A 23,705-nucleotide genomic window follows, 5' to 3' on the forward strand; every position below is an offset into this window, starting at 1 on the left:
ACCACTCTTAAATCGATAGAATAATTTAGTGCTAACAACTAATTGGAGGGTAAAACACATTTAGTACTGATTTTTTTTAGTGAGTATTCAAAATTAATAAGAGTTTCTTTTATTACTCTAGAATTTGCTTCATGACATGTTAGGCATGCACCGACAAGTAAGATTCTTTTTTGTTCTTTAACAGTAAATGGTCTTGTGTAAGTCCGGGTTGTCGAAGTTTCATTTCTTGTTTTAAGAAATCCAATCCAGGCATCTTTTGGTAGATTATCCTCTTTGTGATTTTCAAATTGTGGTTCAAAACTCCAGCTGCCAGAATAATTTGAATTGTCATTCTGAACGTTTTTCGGAATCTCAAGTCTGTTTTCTAAATCTGAAGAAGCTGAAACAAGTTCAGTTTGAAGATGAGTTTTTTCGTTCATGATGATAAAGTTCAATTTCCCTTTTCCATAACCTAGTGCGAGAGGATTGTTATGACAGGATTTGCAACTTCTTCCCTCCTTATTAATTGTGTGTGAAAATGTTGGTGCGAACAGTCTCTTAAATATTTTTTTCTGTGTATTTCTAAATTTATCAATTGTCATCACCATGCCAGGAATAAAAGTATCAATCACTTCTTTACCGGATTTTTCTTTTCTTACACCAAGTACGGGATAATCGACATAAAAATCTGATGGGCTTTCATTCCAGCTTCCAACAATATCTCTATTATCAAGTAAATCAAATCCTTCAAGATTTGGATCAAATTCTGTATGGCATCCAGCGCAATGAGAGACCCATTCCGTGTGACAACTATTGCAAGATAATCTGCTGTGTGATTTTCCTTCACTACATATTTTTGCAGGTGGATTTAAAGATAATTTTTTCTTTGCAGCTTTTGTAATTAAATATTTTTGTTCAGCAGAATTTATATAAGTGTTAATCAATGGAATATTTGATTTCTTAGTAATTAAAAACTTTGTGTTTTCTTGATTGGAATTTCTCAAATCAACAATTTTTTTTGATTCGAAATCAAGTTCACTATAACTAACAGAACGATTTTCATTCGTATGACAATCAATACACTGAACTTTAAGCTGTTCATCCATATGCTGATAAGAATTTCCATCACCCATTATTTCCCTGGATACATGGCAATCAATACATTCCATTCCGCCTTTATGATGGACATCATCTTTTGTTTTTTGAAAAACCCTGCCATCCTTTAAAAGTCTAAATATTTTATTGTCAACTTGAACTTGTTTCAGGTTCATCCTTTTAGATTCCGAAACGAGTTCGGAATGACTTAATGATTTTACCTCATCCAAAGAAAGTAATGTTTCAAACCATCCTTCATAATTTGTTGAAATTCTACCCGAACGGCTATGACAACCAAAACAATGATTGTTTGAAATTTGTAAAGTCAATTGCGGATGAATCTTAGGAAGCTGTGAATATAATTTTTTTTCTATTTTTGAATTTTTAATTTTTAATTTTGAATTCAAGTAACTGTTCAATTGCTCCATTGCTTCATTGTTGTAGTTCAGATGGCACGCATTACATCCGCCGCCGCGAGACATTTCATTGATAGCTCCCCATTCCGACTTTTCATTTCCTAAATGGCAGGATGCACAAAGATTTCTGTTGTGATTATCTGCGTTTGATTGTGTTAGATCTTTTACATTAAAAAGTCCTTCAGGTTTTTCAATTTCTTCAAATGCATAACGATTTACGGAAATCACTCCGCTCATTGTGTTCATCAAAGATTTTTCAATTCGTTCTGGAATACCGGGATGACAAGTTGTTACTCCGCATGTTTGCTTGGAATCAGAAACATTACCAGGAATTAAAATCATATTTTGATGTGCGAGAGTTTTGTTTGTAGTACTTGGATTTCCTAAATGACAAGCGTTACATCCAACAATATCGGGCGAATGTGATTGTTCAAAACCAATCATATCATCGTGGCAATCAACACAACCATTAAATGTTCTGTTGATAAAATATTTATCACCTAAATGGTTTGCAACAAAATAAACAGCCACAAACAGTATGATAACAAGAACTGAATTTTTATAAATCGATTTCACTTCATCACATAAATATTTTTAATCAACTCGTAATCTTGTTGTGTATTCATATTTAGGAAAATATTTTTATCATAAAAAGGAAGGCTCTCGACATCAACAAATTCCGTTGAAACTTCTTCCAGCAATTCAAAAATACTTCCTTTTATATTTTTATCAGCTTCTGATAGATTAAATATTTTTTCAATTTCAGTATTAACTGATTTTGAATATACTCCACATAACTGCTGGACTTTACCATGTGCTGTGGGTAAAATTATTTCTTTTTCTGAATCATATTCCGCAAGGAAATTTATCATCTCTGATGAAATTAAAGGCATATCACAGGAGATCACAAAATTCTTTTCTGTACCGGAAGATTTAATTGAAGCATGTAATCCTGAAAGTGGACCTTTATCAATAAACTCATCTAGTATAATGGGTAGGTTTAGAAATGAATAATTAATTTCATTATTTGCACTTATAATTACTTGCTTAAATATCTGTTTCATTTTAACAGTAATTAATTCTATTACAGTAATATCTCCAAACTTTAACAAAGCTTTGTCAGTCTGCATTCGTGAACTCTTACCCCCGCACAGAATTATTCCCGTTATATCTTTAATCATACATTTACATATTGTTAAAATATTTTCCTGTCACATTGAGCCTGTCGAAGTGTGACCGTAAAATAAAATGTCAGTCCTCGACAAGCTCAGACTGACAGATTTAGACTTTAAAATATCTACTTGAAATTTTGTTGTGTTTATTATTCTACAGGTCTTCCAGTAGCAGAAAGATTTTTACTTCTTTCGATTGATTGAAGTGCAAGATATCTGTCACCAAACTTTTTGAGATTATCAGCTTCGGTATCATATTGATCAAAATGTCTTTCTTCATCTGCCACTAAACCTTCAAATATTTGTTTTGTTGCTGAATCGGCATTAGCTGATGATTGATTTGCCCAAAGATTATAATCGCGTGCACTTTCCTGCTCCATATTTGCTGCTTTCTCTAACATCTTTGCAACATCTTTTATTTTTTCCACTTCTCCACCGACCTTCATTTCAACTTCACCTTTTAAGAATAGAATTCTTTCTGCAAGTTTTTCAACGTGCAGCATCTCATCAATTGCAGTGCGCTTGAACAATCCGGCTAATAAATCATAGCCTTGATCATCACATAAAAAATGGAAGTACATATACTGATGAACTGCAAATAATTCATCTGCAATTGCTTTGTTTAAAAGTTCAACACTTTTCTCGTGCATTTTTATTTCTCCTAAACATAAATTTTAATTTTTGTTAATATTAAAATAAGTAATATCTGATTTAGTTTCAGAGATTTGGATTGAAAAGTGCCGGTCTTATGAGATTCTATAAAACTGATCTAAAGATTCAGGATTTGCAAGTGCTTCTTTATTATCAACCTTCTCACCGTTAAGAATTCTTGTTACGGCAAGTTCTACTTTTTTGCCGCTTATTGTATGAGGAACTTCTTTTATTTGATGGATTAATGCAGGGACGTGTCTTGGAGTTGCAGTGATTCTAATCTTCGTCTTTATATTTTCAATTAAGTCATCATTTAATTTGATATCATTTTTTAATACAACAAACAGGATAATTCTAACATCATTATTAAAATTTTGTCCAATGACTAAACTATCCGAAACTTCATCAATAGATTCTACTATCCTGTAAATTTCTGCTGTGCCAATTCGTACACCACCGGGATTTAAAGTTGCATCGGACCTGCCGTAAACTATTACTCCACCACTTTTTGTGATTTTTATAAAATCGCCATGATGCCAAACATTTGGAAATCTTTCAAAGTAAGCTTTTCTATATTTATGATTTTCTTTATCATTCCAGAAATAAACCGGACTTGAAGGAAAAGGCTCAGTACAAACAAGTTCACCCTTTTTATCAACCAAAGAAATTCCATTTTCATCGTAAGCTTCCACTTTCATTCCTAATCCACGACACTGAATCTCGCCAGTGTAAACAGGAAGAATCGGGCAGCCAAGCATAAAGCAAGAAATAATATCTGTACCGCCGGATATTGAAGAAAGTTGCAAGTCTGACTTAACATTTTGATAAACCCATTTAAAATTTTCTTCACTCAAAGGTGAGCCGGTAGATAAAATTGTTCTAAGTCTTGTAAGATTGAATTTTTCTTTTGGAATCAAACTAGATTTTTCAATACTTGAAAGATACTTTGGACTTGTACCAAATATTGAAATCCCCTCTTCTTCAATTTTCTTCCAAAGAATCTCATTATCAGGATAAACTGGACTTCCATCAATCAGGACAACGCTTGCTCCCAATTGCAACCCACTTATTAACCAATTCCACATCATCCAACCACAAGTTGTGTAGTATGCAACTTTATCTTCTCTTTTTACATCAGTATGCAAATGTAATTCCTTAAAATGCTGGAGCAATGTTCCGCCTACTCCGTGAACAATGCACTTCGGTTTTCCAGTTGTACCTGAAGAATACATTATATATATGGGATGATTAAAAGGCAGTTGTTCAAAAGATATTACATTTGAGGTATTCCTAAGTAACTCATTGAAATATATAAAATTACTTTGATGAGTTGTAGAACTTATCTGCGGAGATATATTACTTAAATCATTAAATTCATTTATCAAAATAACCTTCTCAATAGATGAAATATTCTTCTGTATTTTATCTATTTTCGCTTTACATTCAATCTTTTTACCAGCATAACTATAAGATTCAATTGCAAAAAGTACTTTTGGTCCAATTTGTCCAAACCGATCACAAACACCTTCAATTCCAAAATCCGGCGATGTTGAACTCCATATTGCTCCCAGACTTGTTGCAGCAAGCATTGCAACTACAGACTCAGGATAGTTTGTTACAAATCCTGCCACCCTATCACCACTTTTAACACCAAGGCTTTTTAATCCCTCAGAACATCGTGCAACTAATTTATAAAGTTGAGCGTAAGTAATTTTTATTGTTGGATGTTTTTCTCGAATTGAAATCAGAGCAAATTTATCATCGGTAAACCTTAGTAGATTTTCTGCAAAGTTTAGTCTGGAATTTTCAAACCAAACTGCACCTGGCATAACTCTTTTATCAAGCACGACTGAATAAGTCTGAGAATGAATTATCTCTGAATATTCCCAAATAGATTTCCAAAAAGATTCAATTTCATCAATAGACCATTTGTAGAGTTCTGAATATGATGCAAAGTTTTTTTTGTAATTAGACGTGAGGAAAGCAAAGTACTTTTGAAAATTGCTGTTTCTTATTCTTTCATCCGATGGAATCCAAATAGGAATGTTCTCATCACTCATTTTTCTCTTCCTGAGAATAAAGCAATTTTCCATGCAACATCAGTTTGATTTGATTCTAATGCAATTTTTGCTGTTTCTTCGAGTAAGTTTCTTTTCTGTGTTTGATCCAATTCAAATTCCATCAGTAAATACTTAAGCATATTTAAATAGTTTTTATCTCTTTTATACCGATTAAATGCTAAGAATGATTGTTCATAATCTTGTAAGGTTAATTCAGTAACTTCTTTAATATAATCGGTTACGGACTTTTCCGAAGGTATTATTTCGCTGTTTCCAAATTTACCAAGGTTGTTTGCTGAATAGACAGTTGAAGTTTTTATAAACTCTGGAATTTTATCATATCCAATTCCTTTTTTCGCAATGGGTTTTTCAACTTCAAATATAGAACTACCAAAAGCACGGCTATAAAAGTCACCGGACATACGCGCAATGAGATCAATTTTGTTTGGGTGAATCAATCCATTTACAAAAATATCCTCATCAACATGTATTTTTATTACTTCACAGATTGCAATATTAGCCGCTGCGCCGCCATCTCCGTAACTCATCATATCTAATAATTTACATTCCATTTGAAATGGAGATTCTTTAACTCTTTTTGGTTTTACCAAATCCGAATCAATTGGAGTTAACCCACTTTTTACAAATTCATCAATTCCGGTTTCGTACTCGGTTGATGCAAGACTAACTTGTTCAACCATCGCATATGTTACAGCTTGAACGACACATTCTTTAGTTTCAATAATATTTAAATAAGTATCTTTTAATGAACCGTCTTTTCCCCTTCGTGAAGGTGAGAAAGCTATTATAGGTGGATTTGCACCAAACACATTATAAAACGAAAAAGGTGAAAGATTATTGATTCCCTCTTTTGAAATAGTTGAGGCTAATGCAATCGGGCGTGGCCCAACTCCGCCTTGTAATAATCTTTGAACTTCTGGAATTGATAAGTCTTTCGGTATATAATGTTTCATTTTTAATCCGTGTAATGCCGCTTAACTTGCCTTTTGATTAGCGCTGTAGGTAATTACATTAAACATTTTTTTTCTTAGATAGAATTGAACGATTAGTTTTAGATTTTTTAATTTTATTTTTTAATACTCCTAAACCCTTAATCTCCAATTCAATTTCATCGCCATCTTTTAACCAAATTGGATTATGTGTTTGTCCTTTTTCTTTAGATTCAATGGCCCATGTACCGTTTAATTCTAAATAACAACCTGTGCCTACAGTACCGGAACCAATAACATCTCCGGGATATAATGTAACCCCGTAACTTGCCCGTTCAATAATTTCTGCGAAGGTCCAATCCATTTGGTTTACATTACCACTTGATATTTGTTTGCCATTATGTTTGGCTGTCATTTCTAAATTGTATTTATTTCCAAATTTTGTCTTAACTTTATAAGCTTCTAATTCATCAGGAGTGACTAACCAGGGGCCGATAGTTGTAGCAAAATCTTTTCCTTTTGCTGGTCCAAGACTAAGCTTCATTTCATCCATTTGTAAAACACGTGCAGATAAATCATTCATTACTAAATAACCAGCGATATAGTCATCTGCTTTTGAGGATGATATATTTTTACCTTTCTTCCCTATAACTATTGCACATTCAAGTTCAAAGTCGCATCCTTTTAGATGATCATCTTCAACTTTAATATTTCCCGGACCCGTTACTGCATTGTGATTTCCAAAATAGAAAACCGGGAACTGGTCAAATTCAGGAATCATTTCCACTCCCCTGTTCTTTCGTGCAGTGGAAACATGCTGCCGAAAAGCATAACCATCGCGCAAAGAAGTTGGGTTTGGAACTGGGGCTAAAAGATTAATACTGCTGTATTTTATTCCGGATTTTATTTTCCCTTTTTTAATTGCTTCAAAAACTTTTTTGGCAATTTTCATATTTCCAGATTCACCTTCAAGAAATTTTTTCATCGTTGAAGGTAATTTTAATTTTAATGAAGAAGCAGCTTTCTGTAAATCATATACATTATCATGATAAAAGAATCCAACTCGCTCTTCTTTTTTATTTAGATATGACACGAACTTCATTAGTAATTCCTTATTTCAATTTATTTTTCTTTATCTTTTTTCAGCCAGGATTGACTGTAATCATTTACCATAGTTTCTTTTACATTTTTTGTAACGTAAAGCGGAGTAAAAGTATCAATCATAACAGCGTATTCATCCGTCTGTTTTTTTCCAATTGAAGCTTCAGTTTTTCCTGGTTGCGGACCATGTGGTATTCCCATTGGGTGTAAAGTAATTGAGCCTTCTTGAACCCCTGTTCTGCTCATAAAATCACCATGGACATAATAGAGGACTTCATCGCTATCTACATTGGAGTGATAATATGGTGCTGGAATTGCATCAGGATGAAAATCATACAAACGTGGAACAAAATTACAAATAACAAAATGCTGCGTAGTAAATACCAAATGAATTGGAGGCGGTAAATGAATCTTACCAACTTTTGGAGCGTACTCTTTTATGTTAAATGCGTATGGATAAAGAAAACCATCCCAACCAACAACATCAAATGGATGATGCGGAATTTTGTATTCAAACATTCTGTCGCGAACTTTTAACCTTAATCTAAAATCTCCAAGTTTATCTATTGGTTTTGTAAACTCAGGAACACGAAAATCTCTTTCATAATATGGTGCTTCTTCTGTTAACTGTCCATATTCATTTCTAAAATGCTTTGGAATATCGAATGGAGTATCAGATTCAATTATAAATAATTTATTTTTTTTGTAATCATCAAACTTAATCTGATATGTTGTACCCTTTGGTATTATTAGATAATCCCACTCTGTGAAATTTATCTTTCCATATTCCGTAAGTAAAACACCTTTTCCGTGATGTACAAATAACATTTCGTGCATTTGACTGTTACGATAAAAATATTTTGTATCCTCAGAAAGATGAGCAGTTGAAATCACACAATGTTCGTTTTTTAGAAATTCATTTCGTGCTGTTATAATATTTCCCCTAGACTTTACAATATCAGTAATAAAGTGATAGTACTCTAACGGAGCATCTTTCCAATCATTTCCTGATGAATCAATTTGAATTTCATCAATCTTTTCAACCTCTGTAGGCATATAAAGATGATATTTATTAGAATAGATTCCTGAAAATCCTTTAGTGCTGAATAATTCTTCCCTATAAAGAGATTTACCATCTTCCTTATAAAAAGTTGTATGACGTTTTGGTGGTACTTTTCCTACTTTAACATAAAATGGCATTATAAACTCCTTTTTTTGGCTATATTAATCTTTATCAAGATTACCTCTTACAGCTTGATCTCTTTCGATTGATTCAAATAACGCTTGAAAATTTCCCTGCCCAAAACCTTCTGCACCATCACATCTCTGGATAATTTCATAAAAAAAAGTTGGTCTATCACCTATTGGTTTAGTAAAAAGTTGTAATAAATATCCTTTACCTTCAAGATCGCAAAGAATTCCAAGTTTCTGCAATTCATCAACATTCTCTTTTATGTTCCAACCTTTTTCTTTTAACATTTTATAATAAGTCTCAGGTGGAGTACTTAAAAATTCCACACCATTTGCACGCATCGCTTTGATTGTCGTGATAATATCCTTTGTAGTAATCGCAACGTGCTGAATTCCTGAACCAAAATATTCATCAATATACTCTTCGATCTGAGATTTTTTTAATCCATCAAATGGTTCGTTAATAGGATTTTTTATTGGCGCACCTTCACGTGATCGTACAACTTTTGATAGTAATGCAGAATATTTGGTCGATATATCGCCCTCACCAAATTCTATAAAGGTTTCAAAGTTTAAACTTTTATTTAAATAATTTGCCCAAAGATTCATTTCATTAGTTCTAACATTTCCCACAATGTGGTCAACACTTTCCAATCCGGTATCTTCGTTTGTAATATTAATATTTTGAACAGGTTTACCGAAACCGGGTTTAAATAATCCTTTATAGTTTTCGCGATTAATAAATACTATTTCAGCATCATCATAAAGTTTTATTGCGGCTTCTTCAATAAAACCATTTTCGTCTTCTATCTTTTTAGGGAAACGAACAGGAATGCCACCATTCTTTAAAGATGTTTCAAAAGATTTCTTTACATCACTAACACGAACAGACCAGCGTTTTACACCATCACCGTGCCGCTCAACGAATGAAGCGACATCATATGTTGAAGGTTTAACTGCAGATGTAAGAACTAGCCTAATATTATTCTTTTCTAAAAAGTATGAAACTCTGTCTCTATGTCCGGTTTCAGGTCCAAGATATGCTTTTACCTGCAAGCCCATTGCTTTTGCATGCCAGTATGCCCACATCTTTGCTGAGCCGACATAAAACTCAACAAAATCATATCCAATCAATCCTAAATTGTTTGACATTTAAAAACTCCGATAAGTTATTGAGGGTAAATAATTGTATTAAAGTTAAAACATTTAGAGGTTATAAAAAAGTAGATTTTGATTGTAAGTTTTAAAGATTGTCTAATAACATAAAATCGATTTTTTTATTAGTTTTCGCCGTTTTTAAATTTTTCTCCTCGAACTTACAAATGCTTAGCAATGGGCATCTAGTACAATTTGGATTAGTTGGTTTACAAATTTCTCTTCCCAATCTAATTAGGTTTGTATGAAAAGAATGTGCGGTTTTTTCCGGTATGTTATTAAAGATATCGTAAAATGTATTTTCTGGATTATTAGTTTTAACAATACCAATTCTGTTTAAAGTTCTGTGAACGTGTGTATCAACTGGACAAACATTTCTATCAAGTGAGAATAACAGCACACAGCTTGCAGTTTTTACTCCGACTCCATTATAAGAAGTAAGCTCTTCTAAAATTTCCTCATCAGAATTATTTTTAATGTGATTTAATGAGACCTTATTTTGTTTGTTCTTTAAGGATTTTAATATTTCATAAATAGCTTTTGATTTTTGTTTGCCTAATCCTGCAACTTTAATAAACTTTTCAATTTTAGTTGGGGTTAATTCTGCAAGTTCATTCCAGTTCCTAAAATTATCTTTTAAGTTTTTATATGCTTTATAAGAATTTTTATCATTTGTATTTTGAGATAATATTGTTCCAATCACTGTATCCAAAGGATTTGGAAGTTTTTTAGGTCTTGGTGGAATCCCAAAATCATTGATTAAGAGAGTATTTATTTTTTCAATTTTCTTTTTCATTTCTAATGCTTTTTTACAAAGATATTCATTTAAATCATTATTTTTATAATAAATAATTGAAAGAAATTTAATGTCAACTCTAATGGTCAGTATTTCAGGAATTCGAGGAATTGTTGGTGCCGGTTTGGATCCAGAAGTTATTGTTAAATATATAGATGCTTTTGCTGGATTTGTTGGAAGCGGAAAAGTTGTTGTAGGGCGTGATGCCAGAATCACTGGTGAAATGGTAAATCAAATAGTTACTGGAACTTTACTTGCAAAAGGATTAGATGTAATTGACATTGGAATTTGTCCTACTCCTACAGTTCAATTCACCGTAAAAACTCTAAACGCGCAAGGTGGAATTGCTATTTCTGCAAGCCATAATCCTAATGAATGGAATGCTCTGAAATTGTTAAACAGTACAGGTCAGTTTATGTCACCTGAAGAACATCAAAACATGAAAAGATTTTTAGATATTCCAAACCCTTATGTTGATTGGAGTAAGATCGGGAAAAGGACAATCTCTTCACAGGGAATTTCAAATCATATTGATGCAATACTAAAACTGCCAATTATTGATATAGAAAAAATAAAAACTAAAAAATTTAAAGTACTCGTTGATTGTGTAAACGGAGCAGGAGCTTATTGCATTCCGGATTACTTAAGATTATTTGGATGTGATGTAATTGAAATGAATTGCGAAAAAACCGGTATCTTCCCCCGCCTACCGGAACCATTACCTGAAAATTTAATTGAAACTATGAAAACTGTTAAAACAAGTAAAGCAGATTTTGCTGTCGTGGTTGATCCTGATGTTGACCGATTAGTATTAGTTACCGATGAAGGTGAACCTTTCGGAGAGGAGAATACGGTTACTCTAGCTACAGATTTTATTTTAAGTAAAACTAAAGGCAATGTCGTTGTAAATCTTTCAACCACGCGAGCCGTTGAAGATGTTGCAAAGAAAAATAGCTGCACCGTATACCGTTCTGCAGTTGGTGAAGCAAATGTTGTAAAAAGGATGAAAGAAGTTAATGCGGTTATTGGTGGCGAAGGCAGCGGCGGTGTGATTTATCCCTCTTTACATTATGGTCGTGATGCTTTAGTTGGAATTGCTTTTACATTACAATATTTAGCTGATTCTGGAAAGAAACTTTCTGAAATAAAAAGCGAATTACCACAATATTATATTGCAAAGAAAAAGATTGAATTAAAAAATGTTTCACCTGATGTTGTTATTGATAAACTGACCCAATTTTATTCTAAAGAAAATATTATTACTGAAGATGGATTAAGAATTGATTACAAGGATCATTGGGTACATTTCAGAAAATCTAACACCGAGCCAATTGTAAGAATAATTACTGAATCAAAATCTCTTAAACATTCTGAAAATTTGTCTAAAAAATACTTTGATGAGATAAACGAGTTAATGAAGTCGTGATCGTTTTTGGATATAACTAAAAAGTGCTTTATCAAATGGAACAGAAGTATCTAACAGGTTGTAATCAAAATTTGAGTTTAAACATTCTCGTTTAATCTTATTTGTAAATTCATTCATTGCCTGCTGATATGCCTTTTGAATCTGGTAGGGTTGAGTGGTCAATTCTTCATCGGTTTCCAAATCTTTAAAGATAGCATCTTTGCCATAACCAAATGTTCTTTCCATTGGATCAAGTATCTGAAATACAATTACTTCATTTTTCTGATGCGAAAAATGTTTAATTGCGTTTAATGTTTTTTCAAGATCATCAAAGAAATCTGATATTATAATTACGAGTCCGCGGCGCTTAATTTTTTCAGCGACTTTATTCAATGCATCAGACGTGTTTGTTTTTGAAGAAGCTTTAAGCGTAACTAATTCTTTTAGAATCTGCTGTAAATAGCTGTTAGATGATTTGGGTGGTAAATGCTTTTTAATTTCATCTGAATAAATAGTTAAACTAACTGCATCCTGCTGTTTTATCATCATATAAGACAGAGCCGCCACTAATGTTGATGCATAATCAAGTTTTGATGGGTTATTGTTAGAAGAATACCCCATAGATTTACTGCTATCAAGAATTATGTAGCTGCGTAAATTTGTTTCCTCCTCATATTGCTTTATATAATATTTTTCTGTCTTGCCAAACACACGCCAATCTACACTGCGTAAATTATCACCTTGCATATACGGGCGATGCTGCGAAAACTCAACGCTAAATCCATGGTATGGACTTTTATGCAATCCAACCATAAATCCTTCAACAACTAATCGAGCTCTTAAATCAAGGCTTCCGATTCTGGAAATGATTTTTGGATCTAAGTAACTTTTATAATCAACAAATGAATCGCTCAATCTTTAGCAGCTTCTTTTTTATTAATAATATCATTTGGATCAATGCCCATAATATCTAAAGATTGTTTAACAATTACTGCGTGTTTATCATTTGGATATTTTTCAAGAAAAAGATTATAAATTTTGGTTGCTTCATCATAATTTTTCAATGCATCATCAAGTAAAATACCTGCCTGAAATAGTGCTAAAGGAGCTTCTTCACTATTAGGATATTTCTCATAAACCTGGTAGTAATATTGTTCAGCTTTTTCTAAAGATTTTTTAGAAGTTAAACCTTCTATTTGTTGATTTTGGTATATTCCAGCTAATTGAACCAATGCTTTTGGGGCTAGGTTGCTCTCTGGATATTCATTTAATAGCGTTTCCAATGATTTTACAGCTTCAGGAATCTTATTTTCGGTAAGCAATTTATTTGATTGATCAAGGTATTCCTGATCTGAAGTTTTTGAACACGAAATAATAAGTAAAGAAATTATTAATAAAAGAGAATACTTTTTCATATGGTTTCCTGATTGAGTTAATTTTATATGTAAAGTTATCAAAACGATGTTGAACTATCAATTCAACAAAAATAGCGCATAAAAAAAGCCCCGCATATTCCAGCGAGGCTTTAATACTAACTTTTAAGTTAATGATTTTATTTTGTTAAAATCATCTTCTTTACTGAACTGAACTTCTGTCCGTCTATTCCACTTGCATCTATTCTGTAGAAATATACACCACTATTTAATGAACTTGCATTAAAGGAAACTTCCTGGCTTCCTGCTGCTAATTGTCCATTTATCAATGTTGCTACTTCCTGTCCTAATACATCAAATATCTTTAAGCTTACTTTGCTGTCTACTGCTAAACTAAAGTTTATTTTTGTACTTGGATTGAATGGATTTGGATAGTTTTGACCTAATGCAAATTCTTTTACGCCTAATACTTCAACTTCTATGGCATTTGAATATTCAAATGTTCCATCAAAATCTACTTGTTTTAGTCTGTATGTATAAGTGCCTGCATCAACATTTTTATCACTGTATGAATAGTTTTGAACTTCTGTTGTTGTTCCGTGGCCTGCCACAAATCCTACAACCTGGTATTCACTTCCACTGCTTCTTTCTACCTGGAAGCCGCTGTTGTTCAATTCAGTTGCTGTTGACCAATTTAAATTTACATTCTTGTTATCTGTGGTTGCTGCAAATGATGTTAATTCAACTGGTGTAACATACTCGTAATTTATAAAAAGTGAAGGTGGATTTGCTTGAGCCCATCCATCAAATGTTATAAAGAATGTTGCACTGTTATCTCTTGATGACATTCCCATTGCAAACCAACCGTTTGCTACTGCTGCTATCAAATCTCCAAGTATATTACCATCTACCAATGGATAGGTTTTGGACCTGTGGTATATGTACTTGCTTCATTTGAAAATAAATACGCTGTACCTTGTAATTCACCAGCCTGGATTGCTGCATAAATATTTGCGGCAGTACCGGCAACTGGATCCAATGCCATTGGTGTTAATGACCAATATGGCCAGTTTGTTGCATTTACGTATCCTTTGAAGGTTACACCTGTGATAGTGGCACCTGCCGGGATACCGCTTATATCAAATTTCATCCAGCCATCTAGTGTGTTATTACCATCAACTATACTTACTTGTGTTTTTGTAACACCATCTGTGGTTCCTGTCCAGTAATCTAAACTTTGTGGATATACTGTTATTGTATCTTGTACTAATAATGGATCTTGCATTGTGGTGAATGTCCAATTTGCAACTGGAGTACCACTACAAGTATCATTTTTACAAACAACTCTCCATTGATATGTGGTTGCATATAGTAATGGACTTGGAATTGCCAATGAAGTAATTGGTGTTCCGCTATAAACAGAAACTACGTTCCCAACTGGTCCAAAAAATACTTCTACTTGTGTTGTATTAGCACCATTTGTCCAGGTTGCATTTCCTGGTGCATTAACATCAACACCAGTTGTACCACTTGCAGGACTTGGATTAGTAGCTGGGCCTACTGGACATGGAACACCACCACTCGCGGTTAGTTCATAACCAAACAATCTATCTGGTCCAGGATCACCTTGAAGCATACCACCTAAAGTAACAAAGCCCGGAACTAAATCTGGAACAATGAAAAGTCCACCTGCGATACCAGGTGCGATATCAGCAGCTACATCATGCTGCACACCGGTATATAGACCCGTTGTAAAATCCATTTGCTGAATATACTGAGGACCTAATGCACCAGTGCCTTGGCCCCATACCCATAAAAATGGACCACCAGGAGACCATTTATCATAAGCAACACCATAAACACCTGTTACTGCATTTGTTATGGTTCGTAACAAAGTACCTGTCATACTAAATTCATAAAAATTCAAATTAGGAGCTGTCCAGTTTCCACCTATTATTGAGCCATTGCCACCATCGCCATCAGGATTATAGGTGATAAATCTGAATCCATTTGGAGCGCCTGTTACAGGAATTGTTCCAACAACAGTTCTAGTTGCAGGATCAACTATTTGAACGGTAGTAGTAGATGTTGAATGATAAACGAACTGACCATCAAAACACATGCCTCTTGTACCGGTAAATGGAAGAGTATACTGTTGATCTAAAGTACCATCAGCATTCCATTGATGAATAATACCTGTTGCCCATCTGCTTGTCCAAAACTTGTTGATAGTTGGGATAAAAACTGCACCCGCATTACCAGCTGCACCAGTAACTGCAACAGCATCATAATTGAACTGGATATCCCAGGTTGCTTCAGTTGTCGGATAGCTGGGCTGAATCTTTTCAGGAAGTAAATTTGGATTAATATCCAGATTGCCTTCTGATTGAGAGAATACATTATTCCCCACAAAAAGAGCAAGAAGAAGAGAAATAGTGAAAATTCTTTTTAACATAAAACCTCCGAATGTTTGAAATAGTTAAAAAATATTGGATTGACAGATAGATTTTAATAATATTTTTTATGCAATGCAAGGTTTTAGGAATTTTTAAAAGAATAAAAAAAATATAAACATAAAAAAAGCCCCGCATATTTCAGCGAGGCTTTAATACTAACTTTTAAGTTAATGATTTTATTTTGTTAAAATCATCTTCTTTACTGAACTGAACTTCTGTCCGTCTATTCCACTTGCATCTATTCTGTAGAAATATACACCACTATTTAATGAACTTGCATTAAAGGAAACTTCCTGGCTTCCTGCTGCTAATTGTCCATTTATCAATGTTGCTACTTCCTGTCCTAATACATCAAATATCTTTAAGCTTACTTTGCTGTCTACTGCTAAACTAAAGTTTATTTTTGTACTTGGATTGAATGGATTTGGATAGTTTTGACCTAATGCAAATTCTTTTACGCCTAATACTTCAACTTCTATGGCATTTGAATATTCAAATGTTCCATCAAAATCTACTTGTTTTAGTCTGTATGTATAAGTGCCTGCATCAACATTTTTATCACTGTATGAATAGTTTTGAACTTCTGTTGTTGTTCCGTGGCCTGCCACAAATCCTACAACCTGGTATTCACTTCCACTGCTTCTTTCTACCTGGAAGCCGCTGTTGTTCAATTCAGTTGCTGTTGACCAATTTAAATTTACATTCTTGTTATCTGTGGTTGCTGCAAATGATGTTAATTCAACTGGTGTAACATACTCGTAATTTATAAAAAGTGAAGGTGGATTTGCTTGAGCCCATCCATCAAATGTTATAAAGAATGTTGCACTGTTATCTCTTGATGACATTCCCATTGCAAACCAACCGTTTGCTACTGCTGCTGTCAAATCTCCAAGTATATTACCATCTACCAATGGATAGGTTTTTGGACCTGTGGTATATGTACTTGCTTCATTTGAAAATAAATACGCTGTACCTTGTAATTCACCAGCCTGGATTGCTGCATAAATATTTGCGGCAGTACCGGCAACTGGATCCAATGCCATTGGTGTTAATGACCAATATGGCCAGTTTGTTGCATTTACGTATCCTTTGAAGGTTACTCCCGTAACTGTTGAACCTAATGGAATTCCACTTATATCAAATTTCATCCAGCCATCTAGTGTGTTATTACCATCAACTATACTTACTTGTGTTTTTGTAACACCATCTGTGGTTCCTGTCCAGTAATCTAAACTTTGTGGATATACTGTTATTGTATCTTGTACTAACAGTGGGTTTTGCATTGTGGTGAATGACCATGTTGCTGCTGGAGCACTACAAGTATCATTTTTACAAACAACTCTCCATTGATATGTGGTTGCATATAGTAATGGACTTGGAATTGCCAATGAAGTAATTGGTGTTCCGCTATAAACAGAAACTACGTTCCCAACTGGTCCAAAAAATACTTCTACTTGTGTTGTATTAGCACCATTTGTCCAGGTTGCATTTCCTGGTGCATTAACATCAACACCAGTTGTACCACTTGCAGGACTTGGATTACTTGATTGACCTACAGGGCAAGGTAAACCGCAAGTATTATCTATCGCAAAACCAGCGATTTCTACGGCGCCCCAACTTGTAACTAAAGTAGTAGCACCCGTAGTTAGATTAGCAGTTCTTAATTCACCCGCACTTGAAGTGACATTGTAAGCAGCTAAATAAAGAGTTCCTGTTGCTGCATCAAAATCACAATCTTGAGCATAACTTGCATCAAAACCTAAAGAACCAATTGCTGTTGGGACTGCTGTAGAAAGATTAATCGAATATAATTGATCTGTAGAAATGTCAACACCATAAGCATTTCCATCACAATCAATAGCCATTCCAATCAATCCGGCAACACCTGTAATAGTTCCGACTAAAGTTGCTGCACCAGTGGTAATATCAATTGTAAATAATTTAGATGTTACTCCATCAGTTTCACCATAATACCAAGTACTATTAGCTTTGTTGAAAGCTAATGAAGTTGGATATTGAGTGATACCAGTAATAGTACCAACAAGTGTTGGCGCACCAGTTGAAAGATCGACAGTTATTAGCGTACTTGCACCTAATGCACCACCATAGGTACATGCATAATAAACTCCATTCGCATCAAAATCAGCACCGGCTAAAAATGCTGCCGAAAAATTTCCACCCACTGTACTTACAGGCGTACCTGAAGGAACTGGAACGGAAACAAATGGTCCAGCAATAGCATCATTTCCATATCCAGTATTAGCCTCTATAGGAATTGTAACATTTTGACCACCTAAATCACTAATTTTATTATGAGGAGCAGGACCAAATTGATTATTTGTTACATCCTGGGTATATGACTGAGATGAAAATATCAGCATTACCAAACTTAAAAAAGAAAGATTAAGTAACCGGAACGATTTTGACATAGAACCTCCGTGAAATAGTTGAGAAGATATTAAGTTAGTTATAGATTTAATTGTTGTTTGGAGATCAAACAACACTTTAATACATATACATACTACACAAATCCAATACCAAATAATTAAATCTTAAGCTTTATAAGATGAATAATTTATGAGGTAAGCTAAATAAATAAAAATGCTCCTTAATTGTGAGCAGATTTTAACTATTATTTTAATTTTACACAAGTTTTATATCAATATTTTTTATAAAAATTATTTATAGATAGTTTTATGCCAAGAATTAAAATTCGATTAAAGATCATTTATTTATATCTATTTTTTCATTCTTTTTTATTGATTCTTCAGACAATTTCTTTTTGAAATCTATAATCTTTTTTTGGATATCCGCATTTCCGGTTCCGAGTATTTGAGCCGCAAGAATACCGGCGTTTTTAGATCCGTTTATTGCCACGGTTGCAACAGGAACACCAGATGGCATTTGTACTATTGAAAGAAGTGAATCTAATCCTTCTAAGGATTTTGATTTTATTGGAACACCAATAACAGGTAATGGAGTAAACGCTGCTGTAACACCGGGTAAATGAGCTGCAGCACCAGCGCCTGCAATAAATACTTTCATTCCCCTTTCATGAGCCTTGCTTGCGTATTCAACAAGCAGGTGCGGACTGCGATGAGCTGAAATAATTTTCATCTCATTTGTAATTCCAAATTCGTTTAAAATACCTGATGCTTCTTTCATAATCGGAAGATCAGAGTCACTGCCCATAATTATACCTACTTGAATCGTTTTTGACATAACTAACCTTTCTTTTATATATTTATTTCCAGTTTACTTGTTTAATATTTTGTCCATCCGATTGCAATAATATAGCACCCATCTGATCCGTTCTGTAAATCTTGGAATTTATATTTTCCAAAGAATTAATAACTTCTTCCGAGGGATGTTTAAATTTATTTTTTATTCCTGCACTAACCAAAGATATTTTTGGTGAAACCAAATTCAAAAATGCTATTGATGATCCCGTTGAACTTCCATGATGCCCAACCTTTAATACATCCGAATCCAGCATTTCCCTAAAATTGGAAGCAAGAAAATACTCTGCGGGATGTTCGCAATCACCAACGAATAAAAATGATGTTTTACCGAATACAATTTTCAAAACACCGCTTTTATCATTACTTGAGAAGCTTTTATATGAGAAACTCTCAGGATCATTTAAAAAATATATTTTTGTGTTCCCTACATAAAAAGATTTTCTATCATAGATATCTGCTTTTACTTTCTTTTCCATCAGAAACTTTTCGAATCTTACTGATTTTTCTGATGAATCTGGTAATGGTCTAAATATTTTATTTATCTTGGTTTGATAAATTAATGAAACAAATCCGCCATAATGATCTAGATCGAGATGAGAAATAAATCCATAATCAATTTTATTAATTCCAAGGTAATCTAATAATGGTATAATTACCCTTTCACCATTATCTATAAATGGATTTGCTTCACCAGCATCTATTAGGGCTGTTTTGCCATTAGGAAATTTAATTAAAAAAGTATCACCCTGCCCAACATCTATCATGAATACACTTAATTTATTTTTTGTCAGAAGTTCTTTATTATCAAAAGTGGTGATAATAATCATCGAAAGAATTATGAGGATTGGTAAAGCAATTTTTAATAACCGCTTATTTGATTTTTGAATCACAAATAAAATTAAAGCTAATCCGGTATAAAATATAATTGAATCATATAATGAATAATTTCTTATCCACAAAAAAGAAAAATCTAACCGACCTGTGAATCTGATAAAATCGATCATCAATCCTGAAATTAAATCGTTTGTCGCTGCAAAAAATATTGCAATGCTATAAGAAAATAATCCTATAAATATGGTTATAAATGCAATTCCGATTATCACCCCAACAGCAGGAATAACAATTAAGTTTGCCAATAAAGCTATAACAGAAAGTTTACTAAAATATGCAAGAGTAAATGGCAATGTACCGATCTGCGCACATAAAGAAACTCCAAAGAATAATAAAATATACTCAATCCATTTTTGTTTTAGATGCAGTTTGTAAATATTTCTTTGAAAGTAAGGGTACAATATTCCAATAGCAAGTACCGCTGAAAATGATAACTGAAACCCTGGATTATAAATCTCATTAGGATTAATTAAAAGTATTATAAATGCTGCAATTGAAATTGAATTAATAATATTTGTAGTTCTGTTCGAAAGGAAAGCAATAATAATTACAATGGCCATTAATGTTGCCCTAAAAACAGATGGGGGAGCACCTGTTAAAAACATAAATCCCAATAATCCAAGTATGGTTAGCGTTGATCGAAGATAAATTCCAAACCGTCCGAAGATGAAAATAAATATCACGAGCACGTACCCTACGTGCAACCCTGATACTGCAAGTATGTGTACAGTGCCTGAATTTATAAACTCATTTTTAGTTTCGTAGTCTATCTCACTTCTGTCAGCAAGAATTAATCCGCGTAACAATCCCCCAGTTTGCTGATCTTGAAGATCGTGAATTATTTTATCAATTGTCTTTCTTACAGAATGGACTGTTGAATTAAAAATATCCTTCTCAGAGTTAAGGATAGAAATGCTATCTGCATCGTATGAAATAAATAATCCGGTTATACCATTTTGCTTGAGATATTTATCATAATCAAATTCCCCAGGGTTTCTTCTCTCTCTTCCCTTTTGATAAGTGCCAGTTAAGCAGATATTATTTCCAGAGTTTATTTTATCATAAATATATTTTCTTTGTTCATCATCGCCTCTGAATTTACAAATCAATTTATCATCAGTTACAATAATTTTGTTATCTATCAATATAGAATCAGTCTTAACCGTAAAAACTATTTCAAACGATCTTTTAAGTTCAACATCTATAACTTGTGCATATAATTGAGAGTTCTTTTCTTTTTGATATTCACTAAGTGGAGAAATAATTTTTGTTTGATTCTGATTGGCAATGAAAAAACCAAAACTGAAAATCAGTAAAAACAAAAAGGTTGAAGAAATAATTTTACTATATCTAAAATGAAAGTTTTTAGAAATAATAATTATTATAAGTGATATGGAGAGGAAAAGTATAATCGCGATATACTTTATATTAAATTGGAATATGTTTGATGCTAAAATTCCAATTATAAATGCAATTGTAGTTTTTATAAATGGATAATTCTTCAAGTACAATATTTTAAAATTGATGGTTTAATATCAGATAGATCTATGATTTCTTCAGCTAATTCTTTGGCATGAATGCCGGCAGTAATTGTCAAGGCTGGGTTCAATGTATGTGTTTTTACCGATAGATCTTCAAAATTTCCGTGATCTGAACAAATAACTAAGGTTATCTGACTTTGATTTATTTCTGACAATATTTTTAACAAAAATCTATCTAAATTTTTGTAGATCGTTGCAAACTCATCGGGAATTCTTCCATGTCCTAAATGATCTGTTAAGAAAAATTCAAATAAAGTAAAATCATATTTCAACGCAGTTTTTAATAATCTTGCTGCCGCTATTTCAGGACTAATTACCTTAAGTTGATATTTTAATTTACGATTCCATCGTTCATTTGTAATCTCAGCGGTAAGCGCAGTCTTTCTTCTGATCTCTTTTATCGAATTTAACTTAATGCCTGTTAAACGGCAGCTTAATGATGTTACACTTAATCTTGTTTTTCCAGATTTTAAATAATCAAAAAATACTTTAGGGTAAGCATTAGCAAAATAAGGAGACATGTCTAATTCTTTATATGCTTTAAATATATTTTCTTTTTCAATAATCGGAATTGTAGTTGAATACGGAAATGGTCCAAAATGTTTGCCAACAAATTTTGGAGCATTCATTCCGCAAAATATTGATACTTGACCTGTTCCGCTCTGCGGTAAACCTTCTACACCCAAAGTTGCATCCACAGGAAAACAATAAATGCCATTACTACTTAATTTTGGATTTTCTAAATGCGGTATTTCACCAAGTATTTTTTCAAATGATTCAAATCCATATTTAAAAAATGGATTATATTCTAAATCATTCTTTCCAATTCCAACCCCATCAATAAATATCATTAAAACAGGGATCAATTTGTATTCCAATTTTTTGATTCAACTAAAATTGTAACCGGACCATCATTAATAATTTTCACTTGCATCATCGCACCAAAGATTCCAGTTTTAATTTTACCTTCACCCAGATTACTTTTCATGCGCTCAACAAACTTTTCATAAATTGGAATAGCTATTTCTGGACGAGCCGCATCTGTAAAACTCGGTCTATTTCCTTTTTGTGCATCACCGTATAAGGTAAATTGAGAAATAATTAATACCTCACCATTAACATCTTTTAAAGATAAATTCATTTTATCATTTTCATCCTCAAATATTCTTAGCTTTGAACATTTATCTGCTACAAATAACAAATCGTTTTCAGTATCATCAGATTTAATTCCAAGTAGAATTACAATTCCCTTTCCAATTTCAGCTTTATAATTTTCATTTGTAATGTAAACTCCGCCTTCGGAAACTCTTTGAACAAGGGCTCTCATTTAAGTTCTCCACAAATTATTCTTTCTATTCCGCAATAATCTTTTGTGATTTTAATATTTGTAAATCCTTCGTAGTTCATCATTTCAGAAATTTTGCGGTATTGATCTTTTCCCATTTCAAAATATAATTTACCATTAGCATTTAAAAGTGTTTTAGACGAAGAAATTATTTTACTGTAAAAAGAAACCCCATCAGAATGATCAGTTAAAGCAATCTTTGGCTCATAATCTTTTAACTCTGGCTCGAGTTCATCAAAATCACTATTAGAAATATAAGGTGGATTAGAAACAATCAAATCAAATTTTCCAAGTTCATTTACATTGTCTTTAAATATATCAAACAATTTGAACTCAATCTGATTTTCTAAAATATTTAATGCTGCATTTTGTTTTGCTGTATTTAATACGCCCTCATTTATATCGATTGCAAAAATTTTTGAGATGGGTAAATTCTTTGCAATTGCTATTGAAATATTTCCACTGCCAACGCCAATATCAAGAATTTTTAGTACTATATTTTTATCTGATTCATTTATAATCTGCTCAACAAGTAATTCAGTTTCTGTTCGTGGAATCAGAACATTTTCATTTACAATTAATTTCAAACCATAGAATTCAACATTACCAACAATGTACTGAAGCGGAATCCTCAATCCCCTTTTACGGATCGTTTCTCTATACAGTTGAACTTCATTTTCGGTAAGTGGCTTATCAAAGGCAAGGTAAAGTTCTAATCTTTTGCATTTAAGAATCTCAGCTAACAGAATTTCAGCATTTGCTCTAGGAGATTCTACACCTTTTTTTTGAAGATAATCTGTAGATAGTTTTATCACTTCTAAAACTGTAATCATAAATTTTATAATTCTGAAAGGTGTTAAAAAGCAATTTATAACGCTTAATTAAT

Annotated in this window: 20 protein-coding genes; 1 reads left to right on the forward strand and 19 read right to left on the reverse strand. The window is 32.9% G+C overall.

What is annotated here, in order from left to right:
• Positions 1-38: 38 nt before the first annotated feature.
• From IPJ23_05400 to IPJ23_05440, 9 genes are all read right to left on the reverse strand, one after another.
• Entirely contained in the window at positions 39-2,066 is a 2,028-nt protein-coding gene (locus IPJ23_05400; GenBank protein MBK7630125.1) for a hypothetical protein, read from the reverse strand.
• On the reverse strand, positions 2,063-2,620 hold the full coding sequence (locus IPJ23_05405; protein ID MBK7630126.1) for a molybdenum cofactor guanylyltransferase: 558 nt from the start codon (positions 2,618-2,620) through the stop codon (positions 2,063-2,065). Before IPJ23_05405 ends, IPJ23_05400 begins: the two co-directional genes overlap by 4 nt.
• A gap of 191 nt (positions 2,621-2,811) precedes the next feature.
• Positions 2,812-3,312, reverse strand: coding sequence for a bacterioferritin (locus IPJ23_05410; GenBank protein ID MBK7630127.1), 501 nt, complete (start codon positions 3,310-3,312; stop codon positions 2,812-2,814).
• 96 nt (positions 3,313-3,408) lie between these two features.
• Positions 3,409-5,373: an acetoacetate--CoA ligase gene (locus IPJ23_05415; GenBank protein ID MBK7630128.1), complete on the reverse strand. Its 1,965-nt coding sequence runs from the start codon at positions 5,371-5,373 to the stop codon at positions 3,409-3,411.
• Entirely contained in the window at positions 5,370-6,347 is a 978-nt protein-coding gene (locus tag IPJ23_05420; protein ID MBK7630129.1) for a flavin reductase family protein, read from the reverse strand. The genes IPJ23_05415 and IPJ23_05420 overlap by 4 nt, the downstream gene beginning before the upstream one ends.
• Before the next feature lie 58 nt (positions 6,348-6,405).
• Entirely contained in the window at positions 6,406-7,425 is a 1,020-nt protein-coding gene (locus IPJ23_05425) for a fumarylacetoacetate hydrolase family protein (GenBank protein MBK7630130.1), read from the reverse strand.
• Between the two features lie 20 nt (positions 7,426-7,445).
• Positions 7,446-8,624, reverse strand: coding sequence for a homogentisate 1,2-dioxygenase (locus tag IPJ23_05430; GenBank protein MBK7630131.1), 1,179 nt, complete (start codon positions 8,622-8,624; stop codon positions 7,446-7,448).
• 24 nt (positions 8,625-8,648) lie between these two features.
• Positions 8,649-9,767, reverse strand: coding sequence for a 4-hydroxyphenylpyruvate dioxygenase (hppD, locus tag IPJ23_05435; GenBank protein MBK7630132.1), 1,119 nt, complete (start codon positions 9,765-9,767; stop codon positions 8,649-8,651).
• A gap of 91 nt (positions 9,768-9,858) precedes the next feature.
• Entirely contained in the window at positions 9,859-10,566 is a 708-nt protein-coding gene (locus tag IPJ23_05440) for an endonuclease III (protein MBK7630133.1), read from the reverse strand.
• A gap of 70 nt (positions 10,567-10,636) precedes the next feature.
• On the opposite strand from IPJ23_05440, the gene glmM reads away from it, so the two are divergent.
• On the forward strand, positions 10,637-11,992 hold the full coding sequence (gene glmM, locus IPJ23_05445) for a phosphoglucosamine mutase (GenBank protein ID MBK7630134.1): 1,356 nt from the start codon (positions 10,637-10,639) through the stop codon (positions 11,990-11,992).
• Here glmM and IPJ23_05450 read toward each other — a convergent pair.
• The 10 genes from IPJ23_05450 to prmC form a co-directional block, all read right to left on the reverse strand.
• Positions 11,978-12,784: a DUF58 domain-containing protein gene (locus tag IPJ23_05450; GenBank protein ID MBK7630135.1), complete on the reverse strand. Its 807-nt coding sequence runs from the start codon at positions 12,782-12,784 to the stop codon at positions 11,978-11,980. The two genes, glmM and IPJ23_05450, sit on opposite strands and share 15 nt — an antisense overlap.
• 98 nt (positions 12,785-12,882) lie before the next feature.
• The gene (locus tag IPJ23_05455; GenBank protein MBK7630136.1) at positions 12,883-13,386 is read right to left on the reverse strand and encodes a tetratricopeptide repeat protein; all 504 of its coding nucleotides are present in this window, start codon (positions 13,384-13,386) and stop codon (positions 12,883-12,885) included.
• A 137-nt stretch (positions 13,387-13,523) separates the two neighbouring features.
• Complete coding sequence (locus tag IPJ23_05460; protein MBK7630137.1) at positions 13,524-14,231, reverse strand: T9SS type A sorting domain-containing protein; 708 nt, start codon at positions 14,229-14,231, stop codon at positions 13,524-13,526.
• A 20-nt stretch (positions 14,232-14,251) separates the two neighbouring features.
• Positions 14,252-15,799, reverse strand: a complete 1,548-nt coding sequence (locus IPJ23_05465; GenBank protein MBK7630138.1) for a hypothetical protein — start codon at positions 15,797-15,799, stop codon at positions 14,252-14,254.
• Positions 15,800-15,976: 177 nt separating this feature from the next.
• Positions 15,977-18,229: a T9SS type A sorting domain-containing protein gene (locus tag IPJ23_05470; GenBank protein ID MBK7630139.1), complete on the reverse strand. Its 2,253-nt coding sequence runs from the start codon at positions 18,227-18,229 to the stop codon at positions 15,977-15,979.
• 295 nt (positions 18,230-18,524) lie between these two features.
• A complete protein-coding gene (gene purE / locus IPJ23_05475) occupies positions 18,525-19,022 on the reverse strand; it encodes a 5-(carboxyamino)imidazole ribonucleotide mutase (GenBank protein MBK7630140.1) in 498 nt (165 codons plus the stop codon).
• A 22-nt stretch (positions 19,023-19,044) separates the two neighbouring features.
• Positions 19,045-21,438 (reverse strand): DNA internalization-related competence protein ComEC/Rec2, encoded by a 2,394-nt coding sequence (locus IPJ23_05480; GenBank protein ID MBK7630141.1) that lies wholly within the window; start codon positions 21,436-21,438, stop codon positions 19,045-19,047.
• Positions 21,435-22,325 carry an alkaline phosphatase family protein gene (locus IPJ23_05485; GenBank protein MBK7630142.1) on the reverse strand — a complete coding sequence of 297 codons (891 nt, stop codon included), beginning with the start codon at positions 22,323-22,325 and terminating at the stop codon, positions 21,435-21,437. Before IPJ23_05485 ends, IPJ23_05480 begins: the two co-directional genes overlap by 4 nt.
• Positions 22,326-22,336: 11 nt before the next feature.
• Entirely contained in the window at positions 22,337-22,801 is a 465-nt protein-coding gene (locus IPJ23_05490; protein MBK7630143.1) for a D-tyrosyl-tRNA(Tyr) deacylase, read from the reverse strand.
• The gene (prmC, locus tag IPJ23_05495) at positions 22,798-23,652 is read right to left on the reverse strand and encodes a peptide chain release factor N(5)-glutamine methyltransferase (protein ID MBK7630144.1); all 855 of its coding nucleotides are present in this window, start codon (positions 23,650-23,652) and stop codon (positions 22,798-22,800) included. Before prmC ends, IPJ23_05490 begins: the two co-directional genes overlap by 4 nt.
• Positions 23,653-23,705: the final 53 nt, after the last annotated feature.

The sequence above is a fragment of the Ignavibacteriales bacterium genome, from assembly GCA_016709765.1.
GTDB lineage: Bacteria > Bacteroidota > Ignavibacteria > Ignavibacteriales > Ignavibacteriaceae > IGN3.